This is a genomic window from Bacillus sp. B25(2016b) (assembly GCF_001679765.1).
Lineage (GTDB): Bacteria > Bacillota > Bacilli > Bacillales > Bacillaceae_G > Bacillus_A > Bacillus_A thuringiensis_K.
In genome coordinates this window covers 3,448,145-3,472,796 of sequence record NZ_CP016285.1, presented here as the reverse complement: position 1 = coordinate 3,472,796, position 24,652 = coordinate 3,448,145, and the positions used below count along the sequence as shown (strand labels likewise).

The window sequence follows — 24,652 nt, the reverse complement described above, 5'->3', positions numbered from 1 at the left end:
AATTCTTTACTATAACATGATATGCATATAGATTTTTTTTGGACTAGTTATTTATATAGGTTAATGGAATTTAATTACATAACTACTGAAACATTTTAAAGGAAAACAATTTGAGAAAGAAATGGTATGAATAGATGTTGGCTCCTATTGTTGTTTTTTTGTTTGACAGCACAGTGAATTATGTATATAAATTCGTTATAGATTGTTTTTATAATATGGTTTATATGGGGTTTTCCTGATAATATAATGTGGAATATTATAGTGTTATTATGTTATTAGGAACATTTAATGCTGTTTCATAACTGAAAGGGAATTGAAAAAAAACTGAAATTTTTCTCATAAAAATTCAATCTAACTTGAAAAATGAAAGGAAAATGAAATTTTCCAAAAGATATTCTTTGTTAAGATAAAAAGCATACATACAAAAAGTACTGATATATCTTAAAAATGTATTTTCAAGATATAGTGGGGGAAAAGATGAGATTAGAAAAACAATTAATAAAAAAGATGTATTATGAGACATTCCTAATGGAGAATGAAACAAAGCCAACTCTTGACGTACTTGGACAAGCTTATGTAAACGAAGAAAAAAATGAGATTTCTGATGGGTCTTATATTCGTTTTGCGCAAGGTGAATTTTATTATCGTCATCAAGATTTTGAAGCAGCTATTTTTAAATGGGAGAAGGTTAGTAATGAATTAGCACCATGGGCACAAAAAAATATTGCGGATGCTTATTTTGAACTTAATCAGTTATCATTTGCTGAAAACATTTATACTTCTATTACTACTGATAATAAAATATTGATGACCGAAATTAGGCTACAATTACTTTCTCTTTACATTGAGCAAAATAATTTTGACTCAGCTTTCGGTGTTATTAAAGAAGCAGTTTCTTTAAATCCTGATTATCCGAACGTAACAAAAATTGCCCGTTCCTTTTATGAGGAACAACAAGATTTTGATAGTGCAGTAGAGCTTGCTGTGAATGAGTTAATTCGAATAGAATCGTATCCGTGGTTTGAGGTGTTAAAAGGATATATCGATAAAGGATTTACTAAACATATTTCACCAGATTATTTTTATGATGCATTAGTTACATTAAATAATGTAGATCAAGTACAATTTACGCAAATGGTTTCATCACTTTGGAACAGTTATAGAAATGAACAAAATTACTTATTATGGCTTAATACAATAAATGAATTTTTCTTACATATTGAAATACAATCGTCTGATATATGGAACAAAGTTTCTGCACTTTACGAAGAAACGTACTTTGCATTAATTCAAGGTCAATATACGCTTAGACAATTAAACGATATCATACCAAATCTGTTAGCAAACTGGTTAAAGGTAGTCAATCCATCTTATGCTGTATTTCCATCTGCAGCTGTATTGGCATGGGATGAGATTTTCCCTTCCAAAATAGATTCAGCAAATATAGAACATGCGGAAAACTTACTGTCACATTCTATTAATCATGTAAATGGCTTAGAGTACAGCTTACACCTTTTTGAATCTATTACACAGTGGGCACAAAAGCAGAATATAGAAATAGGTCACCGATTTAAATGGTTAGTTGACGAGCTCGCAGATTTAAGAACAAATCGTATTTTAGTAACAGGAACTTCAGGGAACGGAAAAACTACATTTATTAACTCTATATTAGGAGAAAATATATTAGAAAAATCAATTTCAAATGTAGTAGTTTTAAAAAATGATGCTCATACAGAAATTAATGCCATAACAGACTCTGCAATTACAACAACGGAAGATGTCTCTGATTACTATAATATGATGTCTCAACACCATCAAACATATAGAGATAGAGCATGTGTTGAATTTAAATTACCATGCAGATTTTTAAATGAAAATAAACTTACATTTGTAGTGACACCTGGCTTTAATAGGAATAACGACACTAGAGATGAAATATTCGAATATTTGAATTCTGTAGACGAATTACTATTCGTATTGAATGCGGATTCACCTTTTACTGACAAAGAACGTGACATTCTATTAAGCATTCAAGAACATACACCAAATTTACAAATTCATTTCTTATTAAATAAAATCGATAACATATACAGTGAAGCAGAAGTGAAAAGAGTATTATATGATACGCAAGCGAGAATAAACACATATTTCCCGCAAGCGAGAATTTTCCCTTACTCTTCGCTATATACAAGTAGTCAACAATTAAATGATTTAACTGAGTTTATTCATTTTAACTTTAATCATAAAAATATGGATGCAGAACGTACTGAAAAGCTATTGTTCTTCATTCGAAAAACAATTACATATCTTTTGGATAAACGCGTTGAGAAAGAAAATAATTTAGTGGATGCGATTAATTGGAATGAAGATATGCTAGTGAAACTAAACGGTAGCATTAATAACCTTACTACATTTGAGAGGGAAAAAATTCATTTCATTACACAATCATATCGTTCAATGAAGACTGAAATTACAAATGATCTTACCGAAAATATTCCGAAGATATTAAAGAGCTGTTCTAATTTAATTAGTGAAGAAAGTGATTTCGGACACATGGATACGGAACTAAATAAAGCAATGAATGAAAGAGTGCATAAATATTTAGAACAAACTGTATTACCTAATCTTGCTCTTTCTATGCAAAATTGGATTGCAACTTCTAATAATGAGCTTCTTCAAAGTCAAACGTATTTAGAAGAACTTAGTGAAGGGCTTAATTCACTATTTGGAGAAAATAAAATACAGTTAGAATGTGACTTTAAAGTGCTTGATGACTGGCGCAGAGATACTGACAGGATGACGACTAGAATACAAATGGATGAAGTAAATATTTTACGTCGATTTACGCCAGCACAATTTTTACTAAAAAGTGCCGGTAAATTATTTGGAGTTCTTCCTAAAAATAAATCTATGCTATATAACAAATATAAACAGTATGTAGAAAATGAAGATTATACTGAAGTAACGGCTTCTATTATGAAGAAATTTTTCTTGCAATTTGAGCTGTTTGAAAACACACAAGAGCGAGATATTAATATATTCTTTAGGAATTCATTTAACTCCTTAAAGCAAGCTGTAGAAAATACGCAATTAGAAATACAAGAAAAACAAGAGATGTTACATAAAATGAAATCAAATCCTGAAGTTTATCATGATTCTATCATGCTCTTTGAATTGAGATTGCGTCAATGTGAAGTAATTTTAAATATAGGTAATGATAATACCTATACAGATGTAGCTTTAGAAACAAGTGTAGAATAAAAGTAAAAGGGAGCAACTGTAATAAGTTGCTCCTTTTTCATATAGATTATTTTTCTGTTTCTTTAATTTTAGTTTGTACTTCGCCAGTTTTAATTTTATTGCTTTCTGAGAAACGTAATAAATCGCCTTCAATAATTTTGTCAGACATTCGTAATTCATTTTGTGCACGTTTAATGAGGGCTTGAGCTTCTTTTTTTGGTAAATCCACAATTTCACCCGTTATACGGTCGTAGAAAGTGTTGTTTTTGTATGCATACTTATCTGTAACGAAGCTACCATCACGTAAAACAACAAAGCCAGTATATTCATCTGAAAACATATCATGGCCAAAACGGATATCATTCGTAAAATCAACACCTAATAAATTTAGAATAGTAGGCTTCATATCGATTTGTCCCGTAGGTTTTGAAATAGTTTGACCTTCTGTTTGTCCAGGAATATGAATATATAAAGGTGTACGTTGTAAATTTAAAGTGTCAAATTCTGTTATTTGATCTTTTTCTAAAAACTGTGCCATTGCACGATTATGTTTTTCGGAAATGCCATAATGATCACCGTATAACACAATAATAGAATTATCGTAAAGCCCCTCGGCCTTTAGACGTTCAATAAATTTTTTAATGGATTCGTCTAAGTAACGTGCTGTTACGATGTAACGATCAAATACGCCATTACCAGAGTTGTACGGTTCAATGAATTTTGTATCTTCATCATACGTAAATGGATAATGGTTTGTTAAAGTAAGGAAACGAGCATAGAATGGTTGATTAACAGTTTTTAATATATCTACTGATTGATCAAAGTATTCGATATCTTTTAATCCCCAATTTAAATTTGTTTCTGGCGTGATTTTGTAATCAAGTTCATTATAGTAACGGTCATAACCAAGAGCAGAGTACATAATATTACGATTCCAAAATGTTGCGTTATTCGCATGAAATACAGAAGTGAAATAACCTTGCTGACGTAAAATTTCTGGAGTTGCAGTATAATCATTGTTACCGTGTGTAAAGAATACAGCTCCTCGATTTAATGGATACAACGACGTATCGATTAGAAATTCAGAATCAGATGTTTTCCCTTGACCAGTTTGATGGAAAATGTTATCAAAGTAATAACTTTCATTTATGAATTCATTTAGGAATGGTGTAACTTCTTGCCCGTTCACTGATGCGCCTATTAAGAAGGTCTGCAAGGATTCAAGAGTGACGACAATTACGTTTTTTCCTTTCGCTGCACCAAACATATTAGGGTTTGGCTCGCTTTGGTTTGCTTTTACGTAGTTTTCAGTTTCTTGTAATTTACTACTATCAGCAAGTGCTTTTTGTGACCCAGCTTTTACTTGCAGTGTTAAGTCGTATACTTGGTGAGTATATAAGCCTAAATTTTTGACAAGCATGACTCGGTCGAATGATCTTGTTAATAATTCAGGGCGCTCTTTTTCTGCAAGATGTAGATTTGCAAAGAATACACCAATCGTTAAAAGAAAGTATAACAAGCGCGTAGAATGAGTTACACGTTCTGTTTTAAAGACCAATGATTTCTTTTTTAATAAAATAAAGAAGAAAACAATGTCTACGAATGCGAGTATAATTTTGTAGTTTAATATTTCTATAATACTGGCGCCTAATTGGCCAAAGTTTGAGGTTTGTCCAAGTACTGGTAATGTAACGAAATCACTATAAAAATCATAGAACATTACATTTCCAACAAGCACGATTGTTAATAAGAAATTAATACAGAGCGCTATATAATTTCGCTTTTCACCAGTTGCAAATAATGCTAATCCAATAAATGCTAATGATGCGGCTAGAGGGCTAATAAACAAAATGAGCTCTTGCGTTGAAGACTCGATTTTTAAATCAAAACTGAATCGCGTAATAAGATATGTTTTTAACCATACTGCTAAAGCCATTATTATAACAAAACTTATATTTTGCATTTGTAAATTTATTTTGTTATTCATTTTTACACCTTCTTTATATAATTTATTTAACTAAAGTTATATATTATGTTTTTATAACTATTAGAGTGTAATGAACCATTTAGACTTTGTTTTCTAAAGGGAATAATTTGAAGTATTCATATATATACAATGGGGATTTTTAAAGCGTAGTAGCATAAATATAACTCTTTTTGAGAAACGGGCAGAACAAGTCATAGTTGTAGTGAAATTGACTTATAGACATCCTACCATATTAAACACTATGATGATGTTACAAAATATCGAACAAATAAAGGTGAAAATGGATAGAGACTTTTAAAACTGTTGACATTCAATTTATTAGAATTGAATGCCAATCGTTTTAATTATACAGTTATATTACACATGTATTTTGTAAAATCCCGATTTTTTGTCGGTTAATCATTAGCTGGGAAGGATAGGGGGCTTATTAATATACTTTTACTATATGTAAGTAAAGTGTTTTGAAATTGAAAATATTTGACTGACATTTTAATGATAGAAATTAAATGTCAGATAAGTACTTTCCAACATACAGACCACTTGCAGCTGCTTGAGATAATGAATGCGTAACGCCTGAACAATCTCCAATTAAAAATAGCCCATGTATACTAGTTTCAAAATGATTATTAATTCTTATCGTAGGAGCATAGAACTTTCCATCAATTCCATATAGTAAAGTATGTTGATCGATAGGCTCTTGTATAAATTGTTCTAAACGGAATAAAAATTCTTTGAGCCCTTCAATATATAATTGAGGGATTTCTTGATTCAAATCTCCATAATCCCCCTGTAGTGTAGGCTGTATACGATTATGTTCCATGCTGTTTTCCACCGTAGGTTGTTTCTTTAGTAAGTCCTCTAAGCGCTGTATAACAATCCGATCTCGTCCTTGGTTAATGCCTTTAATAATTGAACTTGCGTATACATTTGCTTCTTTGAGAGTTGGAAAATAGCGAGGAATAAATAAAGTGAAATTTAGGTTAGAAGTGCCAGTTCCTTGTTCTCGAAAATTTTGACCGTCAGGCATAACTAAACCTTCTTCGTACTTTCGAATGATGCGTCCCTTTGGATTCATACAGTAAGTAGTTGCTGTGAAATGCTCACCTTGATAAGAAAGTTTTGTTTCAAAAGTATCTTTTAATATAGAACGTAATTGATGTTCTTTCATTTCTACTCTAATTCCTAAATCTGCACGTGTTTGCTTCTGAGAAATATTTAGGGAACTGCACATTTCTTTTAACCAATCGGCCCCAGAGCGCCCAGTTGCAAATACTAGTTGCTTAGTTTGAACTGTTCCTTGATTTGTCTCTATTGTAAAATAATCTTCCTGTTTCAGAATATGTTGTACATCTATATGAAATTGGATCTTTATTTTCGTAAGTAAAAAGTCATAGAGCTGCTGAAAAATATTACTGGAAAGTGTAGTACCAAGATGTCTTACTTCTGTTGTTAGTATTTGTAAACCACACGCTTCAGCTCTCTTAGTGAGACTTGAATTTTCAGTAGAATATTTTGAAACCGAACTTCCACCAAACTGACATAGAATTTCATCTACTTCAGCCATGAGTTGTATAAAGCCCTCTTTACCGACTTTTTGCTCAAGTTCTCCGCCAAATCCGTTTGTATAATTAAATTTCCCTTCAGATTTTCCTAAACCACCAAACCCGAAATATTTATCACATGTAGTACAATTACACGCCTTTCCTTCGTCTAACGGACAATGGCGTTCTTCTAGCGCTTTACCTTTATCAAGAATTAAAACTTTTTTGTTACTTTTAGCTAGTGAATAAGCCATAAAAATGCTACTTACTCCAGCGCCGATAATCGTAACATCATACATATTCTTCCACCTGCTAACGAATAGTTTGTTTTTTATTTTTCTAGTGTATAACAATTTTATGAAGTTAAGAAATAGCTTTTATTAATAAAGTGAGAGTTTTTGAACTTGATGCTTTATTAATTTCTACGAGTGGTGGAGTAAATACAAAAATTTTTATTTGAAAGAAGAAACAGTTTAAAAAATAACTATGTCATATGATTAATAACATTTTACATAGAAAAAAACAGACCTTTTAAGTGAAGAGGTCTGTTAATGATTTTAAATCTTATTTAGCAAAAACATGGTTACCGATTACTGCTACTGTTTGACGTGTCGTAATCCACTTGTCTGTTGATGTTTTTGGATTGTAGAAATAAAGCCAGTCAGAATGTACTCCATTTGTGGAGATAGCCTCTTCTACAGCCATTTTTGCTTCTGCGCTTGCAGGCTGATTAATTCTTCCATCTGTAACAGGAGTAAATGCATATCCGTATTTAATAGGTTCATAAATAACGCCTGTTATTGTATTTGGAAAACCTTTTGCATTCACACGATTTAGTATAACTTTCGCTACTGCTACTTTTCCTTTATAGGATTCGCCACCTGCTTCAGCGGTAACTAAGCGTGCCATTAAGTCTTTTTCTTTTTGTGAAATGCTTGAGTTGATTTTTAAATGTTGTCCTGTATAAAGCTTATTTCCGACTGTATTGTTAATTTGTTTTATAGATTGGACAGTGACATTGTAACGCTTTGCTATCGATTCTAATGAATCTCCCGGTTGTACTTGATAAATAATTTGTCCAGAAATGTTCGCAGGCTTGGCGTTTTGAGGAACAGTGATTTCATTTGATTTCACGGACCCTGGAATATGTAACTGTTCGCCAATAAATGTTTGATCGTTTCCTTTATTATTAGCCTGTTTAATGGATTGTATTGAAACTCCGTATTGTTTGCTAATGCCCCAAAGTGTATCGTTCTTTTTTACTGTATGAATGGTAGAAGCTTCAGCTGTACTTTGACTACATACGAATGTAATTGCAGCCGCAGATAAAGGGATTATATGTTTGATTTTTAGTAATTTCATTGTAAATCCTCCTAAGAAAAAATTAAGGTGAAACTATTAAGTAATGTAGTTTGGAATGTATATATGCGTAATATATTAATGTAAGTATATTAGCACATATAAAATAAATAATCACTATAAGTTTCATATGCGTGTAGTGTAGAGTCCGAATATGAAATATTGCATATGAAAATACATTGAAGTTCATATTTCTGATTACTATAATCTATTTAGTAGAAAAGAAATACGTTATAGAAATAAAATCATTATATATTAATGTAATGATTAATTATTATTATTATTATTATTAATAGGAGGATTAATGTAATGAAGATATTTCAAAAAGTGTGTGCATCAACTGTAATCATTACAACACTTTTAGGAACAGGAGGTACTATCAATAGTGTACATGCTGATTCTATAGAACAGCAGATTAAATCAGGGATAGAACAAGAAACAGATAAGCAAATCATTGTGAAATTTAAAGCGGATTTGGATTTGCCATATGAAGATGGTATTGAAAAACAAATACAATCTCAAACGAATGATAAAGTAATAAAAGATCTTTTGACAGAATATCCAGATGTAACATTTACTCGTTTATTCACATCTGTAAGCCCGGAACAAATACAAAACCTTGAAGTGAAAGCACCTAATCATGTATCTACAAGTTTATTAAACTACTATATTCTTCAAAATCAAAATAGTGGGTATGAAGAAGAAATAGTAGATAAGTTAAAGGCATCTTCTTTAATAGAAGATGCGTATATGAAGAAACAAGAGAAAATAATGCCACCTGAAGTGCAATCATCAAGTGTAGCTCTTAATCCTAATAACAATCCTAGATTTAAAAAACAAGGTTATCTTGAAGCGGCCCCATACGGTATTAATGCGCCTTTCGCCTGGGGAATTCAAGGTGGTAATGGAAATGGTATTACTTTTGTTGATATGGAATACGGATGGTTATTAAATCATGAGGATTTATTACATCAAAAAATTGAATTAATGTCTGGAAGAAATATAGATCAGCATGTCGGTCATGGGACGTCTGTACTAGGAATTGTATCCTCTGAGGACAATGAAGTTGGGAATATTGGGATTGCGCCAAAAGCGAAAGCAAAGGTTATCTCTCAAATAAGAGATAACGGACAGTATAATACGGCTGATGGAATATTAAGCGCTGTAAATCAGTTAGAAGCTGGGGATGTTTTATTGTTAGAGGCGCAAGCATCTTTCGATGGATATGGTGATAAATATTTACCTGTTGAAGTACAGCCAGATATCTTTGATGCAATTCGTGCTGGTACAGATAAGGGGATTGTAATTATAGAGGCTGGAGCAAATGGGTGGAATGATTTAGACCAGTTCAAAGATAGAAAAGGTAAGCAAGTCTTAAATCGTAATAGTAAAGATTTTAAAGATTCGGGTGCAATTATGGTAGGAGCTGGCTCTTCATCTTTCCCTCATGAACGTATGTGGTTTTCGAATTATGGAAGCCGTATTGATGTGTACGGATGGGGAGAAAATGTAGATACAACTACAGCCGAGCAAAGTAGAAGTGCTGTAAATCTTTATACTTCAAGCTTTAGCGGAACATCTAGTGCTTCGCCAATTATTGCTGGGGCAGCGACTTTAGTACAAAGTATTGCTAAAGAAAATTTAGGACAACCATATAGACCTAGTGAACTAAGAGCAATATTAAGCAACCGGAGCACAGGAACAAAATCTAAAGATCCATATGCAGATAAAATTGGTGTTTTACCAGATTTGAAGTCTATACTAGTAAACTTAGGCTATGAACAAAGAAAACCAAACGGTGGGAATGAATTACAAGTAACAGAAAATGAACCAAATAATGAGCCTAGACAGGCAAATAAAGTTAACTTTCATACACCGGTGAAAGGAACGCTACATAATAGTGATAGAGTAGATGTTTTTACTTTCCAAATTGAATCGCCGGAAAATATTAATATTTCTCTACTAAATGAACAAAATATCGGAATGACATGGGTACTTCATCATGAATCAGATTTAAATAACTATGTAGCATATGGTGAAAATGAAGGAAATGTAGTTAAAGGAACTTATAATGCAAAGCCAGGTAAATATTATTTATACGTCTATAAATATGAGAATAAAGATGGTTCATACGTATTGAACATAAAATAAGTAAAAGGAACTTCAGATGAAGTTCCTTTAAATTTTTCTAATTTAGTATATGTGAATGATTTTTTAACTTTACTTCTATGCAATATTTCATATTGATGAAATGTTATTTATTTTTTATGAACTAGCTTATATTATATTCAATAAGTTTGATATAAAAACAGAAAAAGAGAGGGATAATAATGAGAAATAAGAAGTTAATTTTGAAATTATTCATATGTAGTACAATATTTATCACATTTGTATTTGCTTTACATGATAAGAGAGTAATTGCAGCTAGCTCTGTTAATGAGCTTGAAAATTGGTCAAAATGGATGCAACCTATACCTGATAATATTCCGTTAGCACGAATTTCAATTCCAGGAACACACGATAGTGGGACGTTCAAGTTGCAAAATCCGATTAAGCAAGTGTGGGGAATGACGCAAGAATATGATTTTCGCTATCAAATGGACCATGGAGCTCGCATTTTTGATATAAGAGGACGTTTAACAGATGATAATACGATAGTTCTTCATCATGGGCCATTATATCTTTACGTAACACTGCATGAATTCATAAATGAAGCGAAACAATTTTTAAAAGATAACCCGAGTGAAACAATTATTATGTCTTTAAAAAAAGAGTATGAGGATATGAAAGGGGCAGAAGATTCATTTAGTAGTACGTTTGAAAAAAATTATTTTGTTGATCCTATCTTTTTAAAAACAGAAGGAAATATAAAACTTGGAGATGCTCGTGGGAAAATTGTACTACTAAAAAGATATAGTGGCAGTAATGAATCTGGAGGATATAATAATTTTTATTGGCCAGATAATGAGACGTTTACCACAACTGTAAACAAAAATGTAAATGTAACAGTACAAGATAAATATAAAGTGAGTTATGATGAGAAAGTAAAATCTATTAAAGATACAATCAATGAAACGATGAACAATAGCGAGGATTTAAATCATCTATATATTAATTTTACAAGCTTGTCTTCGGGTGGTACAGCATGGAATAGTCCATATTATTATGCGTCTTATATAAATCCCGAGATCGCGGCATATATTAAACAAGAGAATCCAAAAAGAGTTGGTTGGGTTATCCAAGATTATATTAGTGATAAGTGGTCACCGATTCTCTATCAAGAAGTTATAAGAACTAATAAGTCGCTTTAATTTTTATCATAATTTCATAGAAACAATATAACTCTATTAAAAGTCTTGTGGAATTCCCATAAGACTTTTTAGTATTTGATAGTATGAGAATCAAGTTCTTCGAATATAATTATAAGATTAATAAAAAAATGTCGATAAATGTCGATAAATGTCAATTGTTGTTGTAATATAAAACAAGTAAAATATAATATATATATGTAGTGATTTTGTTGTCTTTTATTAAAAATAGTAAAATTGGAACGAAATTAAATGTGTTAGTCATTATATCGAGTTTGGCTTGTATTATGTTATCTTCACTCGGGTTTTTAGGGCTTCAAAAAGGTGAAAATGCATCTTCTAGTATGTATGAAGAAAGACTATTACCAATTGAATGGATAGGAATTGTAGAATCAAATTTTTACCATGTTAATATGAATTTTATGGAGATTATGATATCGAAAGATGAAAAAAGAATGAAAGAACTCATAATAGAAATGGATAAGACTAGAAAAGAAAATGATGAGCTGTTAAAACAATTTGAAACTAGAATTAGTTCTCATAAAGAAAAAGATTTGTATAATGCGTTTCAAAGTCAATTTAAAGATTTAAGAGTACAAATGAAAAAAGCACAAGATTTGGGACTGACTAATAATGAAGAAGCCTATAGCTATTATTTAAAAGAAATTGACCCTAATATGGAAAAAACAATTCAGTCTATTCGTGAACTTATTTTATATAATAATAATGCTGCTGAACAGCTACAAAAAGAGAATGTTAATAGTGTGAAAAATACAATCATAACATTTGTAATTATTTCATTTGTTGGAATCATAATAATCATTTTTATTGGTTTTATAACAAAAAATGCTATAAAAAAACCAATTGTATTATTACAAAAAGATATGGAACGAGTATCTGCTGGAGATTTAACAATTCGAACTTCTTATAAATCCGAGAACGAATTAGGCCATATTGTACAGTCCTTTAATAGTATGTTAGATAACTTGCAACAATTAGTCGGTCAGGTGAAGGTTACGGCGAAAGAAGTGATTGTTTCAACTGAAAATATGCTACAAGAGACGAAAACGGCAGCACATATATAAAACGAGGTTGTTCGAACTACTTCTGAAATAAATAAAGAAATAGAGGGACAAGTGACTAGTATTCAAGAAAGTTCAACTTCAATGGAAGAAATTGCAACTGGTGTTCAAACAGTAGCTGAATCTTCAGCGATGGTTGCTGAAGTTGCTGTTGCAACAATAGACCAAGCAAACTCTGGTAGTGAAGTTATAAAACAATCTATTCATCAAATGAATAGCGTGAATGAAGTTGTCGAAGAAACTTCTAAGGTCATTGATAGACTTGTTACGCGTACACAACAAATTGAAGAAGCGTTAGATGTTATTACTAATATTGCGGAACAAACGAATTTACTTGCTTTAAATGCTGCAATTGAGGCAGCACGTGCTGGAGAAAATGGAAAAGGATTTGCAGTAGTTGCAGCTGAAGTAAGAGGTCTAGCTGAGAAATCTAAAACATCTGTAAATGATATAAATAATTTAATACGTTTTATACATCAAGATACAGAGGATACAGTTCATGTAATGAAAAAAGGTCAACAACAGGCTAGTGGTGGTAAAGAAGCAGCGCATAAGGCAGAACTCGCATTTTCATCTATTATGCAAGATATTAATAGAATAACGACCCAAATTCAAGAAGTGTCTGCTGCCACAGAAGAAATGTCTGCTGGGACAGAAGAAGTAAATGCCTCTTTGTCAATAGTTTCTGAAACTGCAACACAAGTCGCACAAGAAACGAATCGAACGGTACAATCAATTCAAGCACAAGCCACATTGATTCAAGAAATAACGACGAAATCTAATGAAATGAAAAAGAAAGTCGAAAATTTAGAAATGCTAATTTCACAATTCATTATTGAAGAATAAGTCTATTAACATTTATCCCGCTATTTGCCGGGCAGTAAGACCCCTACCTCAAAATTCAGCGGAAGCAAAGAAGTTAGGTAGGGGCCTGCTGCCCGTAAAAGCCCGATTGGTGAAGACTGATTAAAGTTTCACTTTATCATTAGTATAAACTTTAAGATACTCAACATAGTGCTGTGTTGTATAATTTGAAAAAGGACCTTCATAGGTTCTTTTTTTGTAAATGGTGTGAACGATACTTTTCATTATGAAAAAATCAAACTTTTAAATCGGGTTAATTTCAAGTGGAAAATGGATATAATTAACCTTGCGAAAAAGCAACTGGTCCTAAGTGATCAGTTGCTTTTTATTTTTAAGTGGATGAGCAAAAAAACGCGAAAGTGGTTGGTCCGCTTTTTACAAACATCTATTATGATAAGAGAAGAAAGGTAGTATGTTATCAGCGTTTTAAAGAGGAAGGTTTTTATGTAAGTTCTTTAATTAAAATAGATGGGTCTTAGAGAGGTGAAAAGACAATGAGTTTTGCAATTTCACTAGTCGTTATTATTGTAATTGTATCGCTATTTGGGACTGTACTAGTTGCAAGAAACGTGGAGGAGAATTACGGCAAGTCTACAAAAAGAAATGTGAAAAACTTATCTGCAATCTATATTCTTCTTCTTTTTGTTCTACTGGTTGGGGTAACATGGTATGTGGTAATGATTTGATAGTTTGTGAAAGAACTGAAATGAGAGTATGAAGTTGGAATTTCAGAAGCTATCGAGTAATCAGAAAGAGAACTATTTTGGATATATCCATTTACGGATAAGAAAATGTGACTAATTAATACTATTTTTACGGTGAATACTGTTAGTAAAAAATGAGGATAGTTCGTTTTGAAAGGAGGGAACTAGATGGAATGGAAACCAAATCGTGCAGATAAGACACCTGTATATAAACAAATTGCTGATTATATTGAAAGAGGCATTTCTTCAGGTGAATTTCCTTCTGATAGTAAGTTACCTTCTGAGCGTATATTGGCAAAGGGATTACAGGTGAACCGGAGTACAATAGTAGCTGCGTATGAAGAATTAAAATCACTTGGAGTAGTAGAACGGCAAAAGGGAAGCGGAACACGGGTCAATACAGACATATGGGGTGTCTCACATAAACGAATACCGAACTGGGGTAGGTACGTGGAGGACGGATCATTCTTACCTAACGTACCACTCGTTCAACAAATTCGAACGGAAACACAAAAAGATGATTTAATTAATTTAGCAAGTGGTGAACTGTCACCAGAATTAATTCCAAGTGATAGATTTCGAACAATTTTGTCAGAGAAAACATTTATGGAAAACCTCGGTTATGACCATCCACTTGGAAATGAGATGTTGAGAAAAACAATTTCAGCACATGTTCAGCAATATAAACAAATTGAAGCAGATTCAAGCTCTATTCTTATTACGTCTGGAGCACAACAGGCGCTTAATCTTATCGTTCAATGTTTATTAAAACCTGGCGATGCGATCGCGATTGAAGATCCTTCGTATTGTTTTTCGCTTCCAATGTTTAAATCGGCCGGTTTAAACATATTTCATTTACCTGTTGATGAGCATGGAATGAATCCAGATGACTTAATCGATTTGCACAAAAAGCATCGCATTCGTATGGTGTTTTTGAATCCAGATTATCAAAATCCAACTGGAACTGTGCTTTCATTAGCGAGACGTAAAAAGATTTTAGAACTGTCTTCTGAATTTGGTATACCTATTGTAGAAGATGATCCGTATAGTTTAACTTCATTTAATGGAGAAGTGAATCCGACATTAAAATCAATGGATCAAAATGGGAATGTTCTTTATATAAGTTCATTATCAAAAATTGTTGCATCAGGATTACGTATTGGCTGGGTAATTGGTCCTACGCGCGTAATTGAGCGTTTAGCAGATGCAAAGCAACAAGTTGATTTTGGCCATAGTGTATTTACGCAGTGGGTAGCAAATCAGTTTTTAGAATCAAAGGATTTCCATACACACATTACGATACTTCGTGGACAATTGAAGCAAAGAAGAGATGAATTAATTGCAGAGCTTGAAGGAACATTGGGAGACCGAGTTGAATGTTTCGTGCCCGAGGGTGGAATACATGTATGGTGTAAAGTGAAAGGAAAGTTTGATGAATATAACTTATTAGGTAAATCTATACGGAATGGTGTCGCATTTGTTCCGGGCAGTGTTTTAGGTTCGAAAAATGAATATATACGATTTACGTTTGGTAGAGCGAATATAGAACAAATTCAAATTGGAATTAAACGGTTTGCCGACACGCTAAATGAGATTTCATAATATGGATATGTGATTGTAACTGGCATACTCATTAGTATACTAATACCGTATGGAACGAAATTTATTTTTTAAATGTAATGGAGATGATAACAATGACAACATGGTTTATAGTTACATTATTTGTTTTTGGAGCTATTAAAGTATTAGTTTCTAGCATGCCCACTTCTGTTGTAGAATCAATTATTAGTAAATTTGAATTGCATCAAAAGCTTGAGGCGGAAAATACTTCTATATCGATAGATGGAAAAAATATAGAGGGAGAAATGAAACTACAAGTTATTCATGAATTTAATGAGGCTTTGTTTTTAGATAAACATTATTTCCCACCGCACGGAGAAGGGATACCAATAGTCATTGATACGAAGAAAGGGAATAAAGAGATTAGATTTTCTCTATATAGCTATGAGGAACATGTTGATGTCATTAAGCAATATAAGAAGAAAGTCGTTGCCTATCGTTTACGCTCTAAAAGCCTTCAAACATTGGCACCATTAGCAATAACGGAAGAGTATGCTTAAGAAGGGACCTATAATGGTCTCTTTATTTTTTTATCCAATTATATACGTTCCAAATAAAAGAATGAAAAATCATATAACCAAATAAAGAATATGTATGGTTCCAATTCGCACTATGTACAAATAAACCTAAACTTTCAGCAATCTGCTCAAAAAGGCTAGCACAAATACCGATTGAAATAATAAATAAAATTCTAGAAACCTTAGATAATTTTTTTGAAATGTGTATAAAGATAACTGTTAAAATCGGCAGTACGAACAATGTAAAAGCTATATTAACCGAAAATGTGGATGAGAAGGGCCTAGCCGGAAAGGAATATATTTGTTTATTAACAAAAAAGGCATCTAAGCAAGTTCCAATAATAGAAGAGAGAAAGGTTGTAACTACTAATGCTAGAAACTCATTCTTCTTCTCGGAGGAGGACATTTTTCTTTGCGAGAATGGCGAGTTCAATTTTTTCGAGTGTTTTGCAGTAGTCTTCTGTAATTTGTCCATTTATATTTTCCTCCTTATCAACTAAGTAATTTACAACTTGCCAATCAGTAAACCAATCTTTATTGTCAACTTCTTCATGCTTCATATCTCGCCATGCATAGATGAGTGCAGGGCTGTATATGCGATAAGCATCATTTCGTAACTGGCATTTCTTTATTCGGCGCTTATAAAACTCACGGGAAAAAGATTCATTTACACTCGAAAATAAATGGGGCCAGTAATCTTTCCTAGATCCTGTATGCGGATGGTGTTGAGCCCAGCTTATTATTTGAGATAAAATATGTGTATCTCGAAATAATAATGAGTACAATCTTTTTCCAATTAATATCCGTTCATGTAAGGAAGTGAAATGTTTCATTGTATCACCAAATAGTAATACTTTTTGTTTCTTATCATTTTCGTAGAATGGGAAAAGGATATGATTAAACTGAAAGAAATCAAAGAGTTTAAATCCAATACTATTTAGTACAGTCTTTTTAAATTGTCCATTTTGAATCACTCTTTTTTCTAAGTAGTTTTGTTCATTAATAATAGTTGCAATCGCTAAAGTTTTTTTGTTACCTGTTTTCCAAAAATGGTTCCACATCGTTTCCATAAATGTAGAAACATTTAGGTGAGAAAGAAGGTGAAATAACTTTTGTGATCTCTTTACACTTTGTTCGTAAAGTAAAAATTGAGGATATACATCTTGGAAAATAAGCCAATTCCCTCTTTCTAAAAAAGAAAAAAATATGAATTGATCTTTTTCTGATAAAATTCTCGTATATAAATCGCCCTTTAAATCAGTCATATTCCAACCGCCGTTACGTGATACCATATGTCCAAGCAGTGCCCAATGTATTTCTGGATATTGAATGTAAAATTGGTAGTATGCGCGTGTTCTTGTAACATTATTTTTATTTAGTTGTTCTGTTTGTATTTTTATTTTGTTGATGATGAGTTGTTCTTCTTTCGTTAATTTATACATGGTGTCAGAAGGAATAAGTTTGCTTTTTTGTTTCAATTCATTTTTTACGTCGAATAGGGAGAGAGGCAGTGCTTTGGAAGGTCCGTTATATGGATGATTTGAATTGCTTCGGTCCATTCTGTTACCTCCCTTTTTCATAAATTTAAACATGATTATTGGCTATGAATCATTCTATTTATTTTATTACGAGTATAAGAAATAAATGAGCGGTGTTTTTTTACAAGGAATTTATTTATCATGCAAACAGTATAAAAAATCTTACTGTTGTGAGATGAAATGAAAAACAGAAACTACGTTTAATAGTTTCTGTTTTTTTATTTTGTCAATTAAATGTAACAAACGACGATTATGATTTGAATCAATTGAAAATAATTCAATAAATATTATTTAAATTGAGATGTTTCGTAGGAGGAAGAAGAATGTTTAATAAAATAATTTTAATTACTGGTGGTACAGGTTCGTGGGGGCATGAACTTATAAAACAACTATTAGAAAAATCACCGAAAGAAATTAGAATTTTTTCAAGAAATGAAACGGTTCAGTTTGAAATGCAGCAACAGTTTATAAATGATGATAGGTTAAAATTTATTATTGGAGATATTCGTGATAAAGATCAACTAGTCTATGCTTGCCAAGGTGTACATTATGTGTTCCATCTTGCAGCTTTAAAACATGTTCCAGTATGTGAGTATTATCCTTATGAAGCTATAAAAACCAATATACATGGTACGCAAAATGTAATTGAAGCCTCTATACAGATGCAAGTTGAAAAAGTTATATATGTTTCAACTGATAAAGCAGCTGATCCATCAAATACGTATGGGATGACAAAAGCAATTGGTGAAAAATTAATGGTTCATGCGAATATACAAACGAAGAAAACAAAATTCATTTGTGTTCGTGGTGGAAATGTTTTAGGAACGAGTGGAAGTGTAGTACCACTTTTTAAACAACAAATTAAAAAATCTTCACAAGTAGGGATTACCGATGCGAATATGACTAGATTTTTCTTAACAGTTGAAGATGCTGTTGGGTTGTTATTTAAAGCCGTATCTCAAGGTAGAGGCGGGGAAATCTTTGTTATGAAAATGCCGGCATGTAAAATAACAGATTTAGCAGAAGTATTAATTGAAGATTCCGGAAAAGAAAATGTTAAGGTAAAAGAGGTAGGGATAAGACCGGGTGAAAAATTAAGTGAAATGCTTCTATCTGAGGTAGAGAGTAAAACAAGTATAAGTTTTGATCAAAATTATTTTGTGGTACTACCGACTATTCCTATACAAGGACTTCAACAATATTATTCAAGCTATCCTCTAGTGGATGTGAAGAGTTTTAGTTCTCAACAAGATTTACTTGCAAAACATGAGGTGAAACAAATGTTATTAAAAGGAGGGTTTTTGCGATGAAAAAAAATGCGAGCCTTTTAATAACTGGTGCAAATGGTTTCACAGGACGCCATGCTTGCCACTATTTTTTACAGCAGGGCTTTCATGTAATTCCTATGTTTCAAAATCGTGCATATGGAGAAAAAATTAGAAATGGTATTACTTGTAATTTAACTAATAAGAGCGAAGTAATGAAGGTAATGAAACAAATAAAGCCAGACTACGTATTGCATTTAGCAGGAAGGAATTCGGTTATAGAATCTTGGACAGCTGCCCTTGAATATATAGAGGTTAATGTAATAGGAACATTATATTTATTAGAAGCAATTAAGCAAGAAGCCTCGCATTGTAGAACATTAGTTATAGGATCTGCTTTGCAAGCAGATAGTATGAACGAAATAAAAATTTCAAATCCATATAGTTTAAGTAAAACGATGCAAGTTATTATTGCAGAGGCTTGGGGAGGATTAATGGATTCAAATATTATCATTGCAAAGCCCTCAAACTTAATTGGTCCAGGGGAATCGAATGGCATTTGTTCGATTCTCGCAAAGAAAATGATAGATATAGAATCAGGTAGAAGTAAATCCATTATTGAAGTAAACAGTTTGAAAGATAGTAGAGATTTTCTAGATGTACGTGATGCGATTAAAGCGTATCATGTGTTATTACGAGATGGAATAAATGGAAAACAATATAATATCGGATCAGGAGTAAAACGATCTTTGTTAAATGTACTAGAACAATATAAAGAATTAACACAGCTAAATTTTTTTATAGAGGAAACAGAGAAAAGTGGGAGCGACTCAAATGAGAGTTTAGCAATAGAGGAAATAAAAAGGTTAGGTTGGATCCCAGAAATTGAATTTCATCAATCATTAAAAGATGTACTTGAGTATGCGAAGTGTAGTGACATCTGCATGCAATGAAAAACAAAAAAGGGTGTAAGAAATATATGAATGATTATGAAATAATAGATAATCAAAATACGCTATTTCTTTCAATTGTTGATGCGTTGGATTGGAGAGATGAAGAAGCGCATGTATTGCGTCTTTATGAGGCAATACATAAATATCAAGCGTATGTAGAAGAAAAAAGGGTTAATCAAATAAAGTCAGCATTAGAGACGGAAACTAGATATGTGATTCAAATCTTTGCTCAATACGAGTGTAGTGAGTATGGAAATGATTTTTATGAACTCATTAAAGATCTTTTACAAGATATAGAGGTGGAGTTAAAGATTTATATAAAAAATAATAATTTTATTTACATTTAAAAGGTAAATATAAAGCAAGATTTTTAATAATAAAGGTGGGTATAAGTTATGAGCAAAACGATTCTTTTTACTGGGGGCGGTACAGCCGGACACGTTATGATTAATATTGTATTAATTCCTAAATTTATAGAGAAAGGCTGGAGAGTCGAGTATATTGGATCCAAAAATGGAATTGAAAAATCATTAGTGCAAAATGTTAAATACAATAGTGTTTCAACGGGCAAGCTTAGGAGATATTGGGATTGGGAAAATTTTAAAGATCCTTTTAAAATTATACGAGGTTGTTTACAAAGTTATAAATTAATTAAGAAAACAAAGCCTGACGTTATCTTTTCAGCAGGAGGATTTGTTTCAGTTCCTGTAGCTATAGGAGCATGGTTAAATCGTGTGCCTATAATTATACGTGAACCAGATAGCACATTAGGACTTGCCAATAAAATAGCATTACCTTTTGCTACAAAGCTATGCACAACATTTCCTCAGACAGGAGAAAATGTAAATAAGGAGAAGAAGGTTTATGTAGGACCAATTGTAAGGGAAGAAATTGAGAAGGGTAATGTATTACGAGGAAGAAGATATTGTGAATTTCAGCAAGATAAACCAGTATTATTAATTATGGGTGGGAGTCAAGGTGCTAAGTGGATAAATGATATGGTAAGGGAATGTTTAGATACAATACTATTAAACTTTAATATTATTCATATATGTGGTAAAGGGAAGATAGACCCATCTATTGGCACGGAGGGGTATATGCAATTTGAATATATAGGCGATGAGTTGCCGCATATACTAAATATGGCAAGTGTTGTAGTTTCAAGAGCGGGTTCTACTGCTATTTCTGAATTGTTATTTTTGAAGAAACCGATGTTGCTTATCCCGTTAACTAACAGTTCCAGTAGAGGAGATCAAGTTTTAAATGCTGAATATTTTTCACGGCAAGGATATGCGGAAGTTATACTCCAAGACAAAGTAAGTACGAATACATTTATACATGCAGTAAATAAGTTGTATACAAATAAGGATAAATATATTCAAAACATGAATGGATATAAGAAAACAAATGATGAGGGGATTCATCATTTAATAGATATAATAAATGAAGTGGTGAAGTAATAGAAATGTAAATAGGAAAACAAAAGGAAAGAAGGTATCTTCTTTCCTTTTTACTATATTTGTTCAAATTCATTATTATTTATTTCAATTGGCTATGTACTATGGGTGAATGCCGTTTTCTAATAGCTCAGTAAATGCATGAATATGAATAGGTTTACTGTAATAATAACCTTGAATAAACTGACATTTATTTTTTTGAAGGAAATTTACGTGCTCTTTCGTTTCTACACCTTCAGCAATGACAGACATTCCTAATGTATTTGCTAATGTGATGATTGTTTTAATAATTTCCATTCCATCATCACATGTTTCAGACATTGTAATAAATTCTCTCGGGATTTTTAACGTATCAATTGGATATAAAGGTAAGTAGGCTAGCGAAGAATAACCTGTACCAAAATCGTCGATTGAAATGTGAATCCCTAAACTTTTTAGTGTACGCAGTTTTATCAATGTTTCTCGCTCATCCATCATTGCAATTCGCTCTGTTAATTCAAGATTAAGAGAGCTTGCTGGTAAACCAGTATTTGTTAAAGTAGAAGAAATAGATTTTACAAAATCCTCTTGTTCAAATTCTTTAGCAGATAAATTTACACCTATTTTTAAATGTGAATATCCGAGTGCGTGCCAACGTTTCATTTGCTTACAAGCCTGCTCTAATGTCCATTTTCCTATTGAAATAATTTGTAGTGTTTCTTCTGCAATCGGAATAAATTCGTATGGAGAAATAATACCTAATTCAGGATGATTCCACCTAATTAAAGCTTCTGCACCGATAATTTTATTAGATTCACTATCAACTTGAGGTTGATACAAAAGGAACAATTCTTCATTTTGTAGAGCGTTTGGTAAATCTTTTTCTAATCGTAATCGTCTTTCAATTTTTTTAGCGATTACATCGTCATAAATAGAGACAGAGTTAAACTCTTTTGCTTTTGCATCATACATTGCAACATTAGCGTTTTTCAGAAGTGTAGCGGTATCGATTCCCGAATGTGGATAAATAGCGAGGCCGATACTCAGTGATAAAGTTAATTTATGCTCATGTATGATAAATGACTTTTTCATGCATTTAAATAATTGGTTACATAATTGGAATAAGTAATCTTCGTCAGTATAGTTTTCAATTATGATTGTAAATTCATCACCACCGATTCTTGAAAGATGAGCATGTGATGGAAGACATGATTCGAATCGCTTTGCTACTTCTTCTAATATGTAATCTCCTGACGAATGTCCAAGTGTATCGTTAATTGCTTTAAAGCGATCTAAATCTAAATATAATAATGCAAACTCGCTTTCTGTTATTTTAGCATTTTTTATAACTCTCTTTAATTTCTTATGGAAAAAGGCACGGTTCCCAATTTTCGTTACAGTGTCATGGAATGCTAAATATTTTATTTCTTCTTGCTGTTTTTTTAGTGCAGTAATATCTTTCACCATAATATAGCTTCCTGAAATTTGTCCGTCTATTATAATAGGAATGATTGTAACGTATAAAAAATAAGTAAAGCCATCTTTATATTGAGAACTAAGTTGTAAGAATGCCGATTCTTGTTGTTTCACTTTTTCTAATGCCAATGCTAGCTTATGCTTATCTTCATCTAAAATGATCGAAAAACAAGTTTCACCTAATAACTCATCCGTTGGTGCCCCAAGTAGTACACTCCCAGCCTTATTTACATTTAAGAATATTCCATTTAAATCAATGGTGAAGATAGGTTCAGGATGATATTCATATAATGATTTAAACTTTTGCTGTTTTTGAGAAAGAGCCTCTGATTTATGAACTAAATCAGACGTCCGTAAAGTAACTTTTTCTTCTAGTTGGGCATTAAATGCCTGCAAACGTTTTGTTAAGGAATTGTTTTGCATACGTACGATAGAATGACGAATGAGTACGAAAATAAAAGTAATACAATTTCCTGTAATGAGAGTGGAAGATGATGTTTGTTCTTTTAATGTAAACCCGATTAGTATTGCAACAGCAAGATAGGGAAATACAACTAAAGCTTTTTTTCCTATTATAGGGTTTACAAGGAAATAATTTTTATGGCTATTATGATCTTCTGAAATAGAGCCAGCTATTGCAATAAGTAATATAGGTATTCTATATAAAAGACGTAATAATATTATCGTTTCAGTTGATAAGTGGTTATTTAAGTAAAAATAAATATAGTTAAAAGTTGCAGAACTTATTAATACAAAAATAAAGATATAAATTTTCCGTTTGGAATTAAAAATTGTTGGACGGAAAAAGAGACTAACACCTAGCAGTAGAAATAATAAATCTGCAATTGGGTATAAAAATGAAAGGAAAACATCTCCTAGTGAAAGAGCGAATATATTTAAATTTGGTTGATTAAATAAATACCATTCTAATGTAAATATGGAAGTAAGCACTATGCATATATCACAAATAAAGAACGCTTTTTCCCATTTATTGCATTCCTTTAAGATTTTATAGCAGAAAGCGATAAGACAGAAAAGTAGAAAAAACATGTAAAATACATCAGAAACCGTAAAACGATGTATTGGAATTTCGAAGAAGCTATCTTGATATGTATATACTATTTTCCCTAATAAAAAACTACCAATTGCTATTGTAATACATATCCAAAACGGATTTGAACTGACTTTTTTAGAATATATAGAGTAAATCAGTGATACAAATGTAATGGCTTCAACGACAAGTGAAGCGAAGCGTACATCTGAATTTGAAAAATGAGTAGGGAACAGATAGAAAAACATAAAATAGATTGAATAGCATATTAATGTTCCGATTAATATACATAATTGTAAATTTTTATTTAATTCCAATAAAATCACCTTCTTTAATTATGCACTATGTTCGTTATATCTATACATAATAATATTATTTAAGAATTGTATCAGATTTCCTTATAAAAATCATGTTTATAAGGAAAGTGTTAAAGAGTGTAAGTATTCTTAAGGTTTAAAAAATATTGCGGTTGATAGTATAGACTACATCAAGACTTTAAATAGAAATTGTATATTTAGTCATCCTTTGAATTGTAAAGTTTTTTTAGTGATTTGTAAGTGGAGATGCAAAATTGCATATAAAATGATGAGTATCTTTTTTTGGGGAGCTTTTTATTTTAAATCTGAAAATTAACATTTGTGAAAATGTTGAGAAAGGATATAAAATAAGAACGTGTATTCTTACAGAGTGGAATAGTATTACCACTAAAT

16 protein-coding genes and 1 pseudogene are annotated in these 24,652 nt (G+C 31.8%); 11 read left to right on the top strand and 6 right to left on the bottom strand.

Features of this window, described 5'->3' with window-relative positions:
- The first annotated feature begins 477 nt into the window (after positions 1-477).
- A complete protein-coding gene (locus BAQ53_RS17625) occupies positions 478-3,261 on the top strand; it encodes a dynamin family protein (protein ID WP_001235315.1) in 2,784 nt (927 codons plus the stop codon).
- A gap of 46 nt (positions 3,262-3,307) precedes the next feature.
- Here BAQ53_RS17625 and BAQ53_RS17620 read toward each other — a convergent pair whose 3' ends face one another.
- The 3 genes from BAQ53_RS17620 to BAQ53_RS17610 all read right to left on the bottom strand — a co-directional run bounded on the left by BAQ53_RS17620 (position 3,308) and on the right by BAQ53_RS17610 (position 8,130).
- Positions 3,308-5,227, bottom strand: coding sequence for an LTA synthase family protein (locus BAQ53_RS17620; protein WP_208906136.1), 1,920 nt, complete (start codon positions 5,225-5,227; stop codon positions 3,308-3,310).
- Positions 5,228-5,729: 502 nt separating this feature from the next.
- Positions 5,730-7,067: an NAD(P)/FAD-dependent oxidoreductase gene (locus BAQ53_RS17615; protein WP_208906135.1), complete on the bottom strand. Its 1,338-nt coding sequence runs from the start codon at positions 7,065-7,067 to the stop codon at positions 5,730-5,732.
- 265 nt (positions 7,068-7,332) lie between these two features.
- Positions 7,333-8,130, bottom strand: a complete 798-nt coding sequence (locus BAQ53_RS17610; protein WP_000771012.1) for a cell wall hydrolase — start codon at positions 8,128-8,130, stop codon at positions 7,333-7,335.
- 306 nt (positions 8,131-8,436) lie between these two features.
- Between BAQ53_RS17610 and BAQ53_RS17605 the strand changes: the two genes are divergently transcribed.
- From BAQ53_RS17605 to BAQ53_RS17580, 6 genes and pseudogenes are all read left to right on the top strand, one after another.
- Positions 8,437-10,278, top strand: coding sequence for a S8 family peptidase (locus BAQ53_RS17605; protein ID WP_208906134.1), 1,842 nt, complete (start codon positions 8,437-8,439; stop codon positions 10,276-10,278).
- A 179-nt stretch (positions 10,279-10,457) separates the two neighbouring features.
- Positions 10,458-11,438 (top strand): phosphatidylinositol diacylglycerol-lyase, encoded by a 981-nt coding sequence (gene plcA / locus BAQ53_RS17600; RefSeq protein WP_208906133.1) that lies wholly within the window; start codon positions 10,458-10,460, stop codon positions 11,436-11,438.
- A gap of 209 nt (positions 11,439-11,647) precedes the next feature.
- Positions 11,648-13,363, top strand: a pseudogene (locus tag BAQ53_RS17595) (methyl-accepting chemotaxis protein).
- Positions 13,364-13,875: 512 nt separating this feature from the next.
- Positions 13,876-14,067: a hypothetical protein gene (locus BAQ53_RS17590; RefSeq protein WP_000006462.1), complete on the top strand. Its 192-nt coding sequence runs from the start codon at positions 13,876-13,878 to the stop codon at positions 14,065-14,067.
- 186 nt (positions 14,068-14,253) lie between these two features.
- Positions 14,254-15,687, top strand: a complete 1,434-nt coding sequence (gene pdxR / locus BAQ53_RS17585) for a MocR-like pyridoxine biosynthesis transcription factor PdxR (protein WP_208906132.1) — start codon at positions 14,254-14,256, stop codon at positions 15,685-15,687.
- A gap of 92 nt (positions 15,688-15,779) precedes the next feature.
- On the top strand, positions 15,780-16,205 hold the full coding sequence (locus BAQ53_RS17580) for a YfmQ family protein (protein ID WP_000214631.1): 426 nt from the start codon (positions 15,780-15,782) through the stop codon (positions 16,203-16,205).
- Positions 16,206-16,227: 22 nt separating this feature from the next.
- On the opposite strand, the gene BAQ53_RS17575 is transcribed toward BAQ53_RS17580, so the two are convergent.
- Positions 16,228-16,629 (bottom strand): CBO0543 family protein, encoded by a 402-nt coding sequence (locus tag BAQ53_RS17575; protein WP_033672769.1) that lies wholly within the window; start codon positions 16,627-16,629, stop codon positions 16,228-16,230.
- A complete protein-coding gene (locus BAQ53_RS17570) occupies positions 16,604-17,782 on the bottom strand; it encodes a DUF2515 domain-containing protein (RefSeq protein ID WP_208906131.1) in 1,179 nt (392 codons plus the stop codon). Before BAQ53_RS17570 ends, BAQ53_RS17575 begins: the two co-directional genes overlap by 26 nt.
- A 302-nt stretch (positions 17,783-18,084) precedes the next feature.
- Between BAQ53_RS17570 and BAQ53_RS17565 the strand changes: the two genes are divergently transcribed.
- From BAQ53_RS17565 to BAQ53_RS17550, 4 genes are read left to right on the top strand one after another with little or no spacing between them, the layout of a single operon-like run.
- The gene (locus BAQ53_RS17565; RefSeq protein ID WP_208906130.1) at positions 18,085-19,071 is read left to right on the top strand and encodes a UDP-N-acetylglucosamine 4,6-dehydratase family protein; all 987 of its coding nucleotides are present in this window, start codon (positions 18,085-18,087) and stop codon (positions 19,069-19,071) included.
- A complete protein-coding gene (locus BAQ53_RS17560; protein ID WP_208906129.1) occupies positions 19,068-19,979 on the top strand; it encodes an SDR family oxidoreductase in 912 nt (303 codons plus the stop codon). Before BAQ53_RS17565 ends, BAQ53_RS17560 begins: the two co-directional genes overlap by 4 nt.
- Positions 19,976-20,326, top strand: coding sequence for a DUF6572 domain-containing protein (locus BAQ53_RS17555; RefSeq protein WP_002101267.1), 351 nt, complete (start codon positions 19,976-19,978; stop codon positions 20,324-20,326). Before BAQ53_RS17560 ends, BAQ53_RS17555 begins: the two co-directional genes overlap by 4 nt.
- Before the next feature lie 48 nt (positions 20,327-20,374).
- Positions 20,375-21,439 (top strand): undecaprenyldiphospho-muramoylpentapeptide beta-N-acetylglucosaminyltransferase, encoded by a 1,065-nt coding sequence (locus BAQ53_RS17550; protein WP_208906128.1) that lies wholly within the window; start codon positions 20,375-20,377, stop codon positions 21,437-21,439.
- Positions 21,440-21,538: 99 nt separating this feature from the next.
- Here BAQ53_RS17550 and BAQ53_RS17545 read toward each other — a convergent pair whose 3' ends face one another.
- A complete protein-coding gene (locus BAQ53_RS17545; protein ID WP_208906127.1) occupies positions 21,539-24,259 on the bottom strand; it encodes a putative bifunctional diguanylate cyclase/phosphodiesterase in 2,721 nt (906 codons plus the stop codon).
- Between the last annotated feature and the right edge of the window lie 393 nt (positions 24,260-24,652).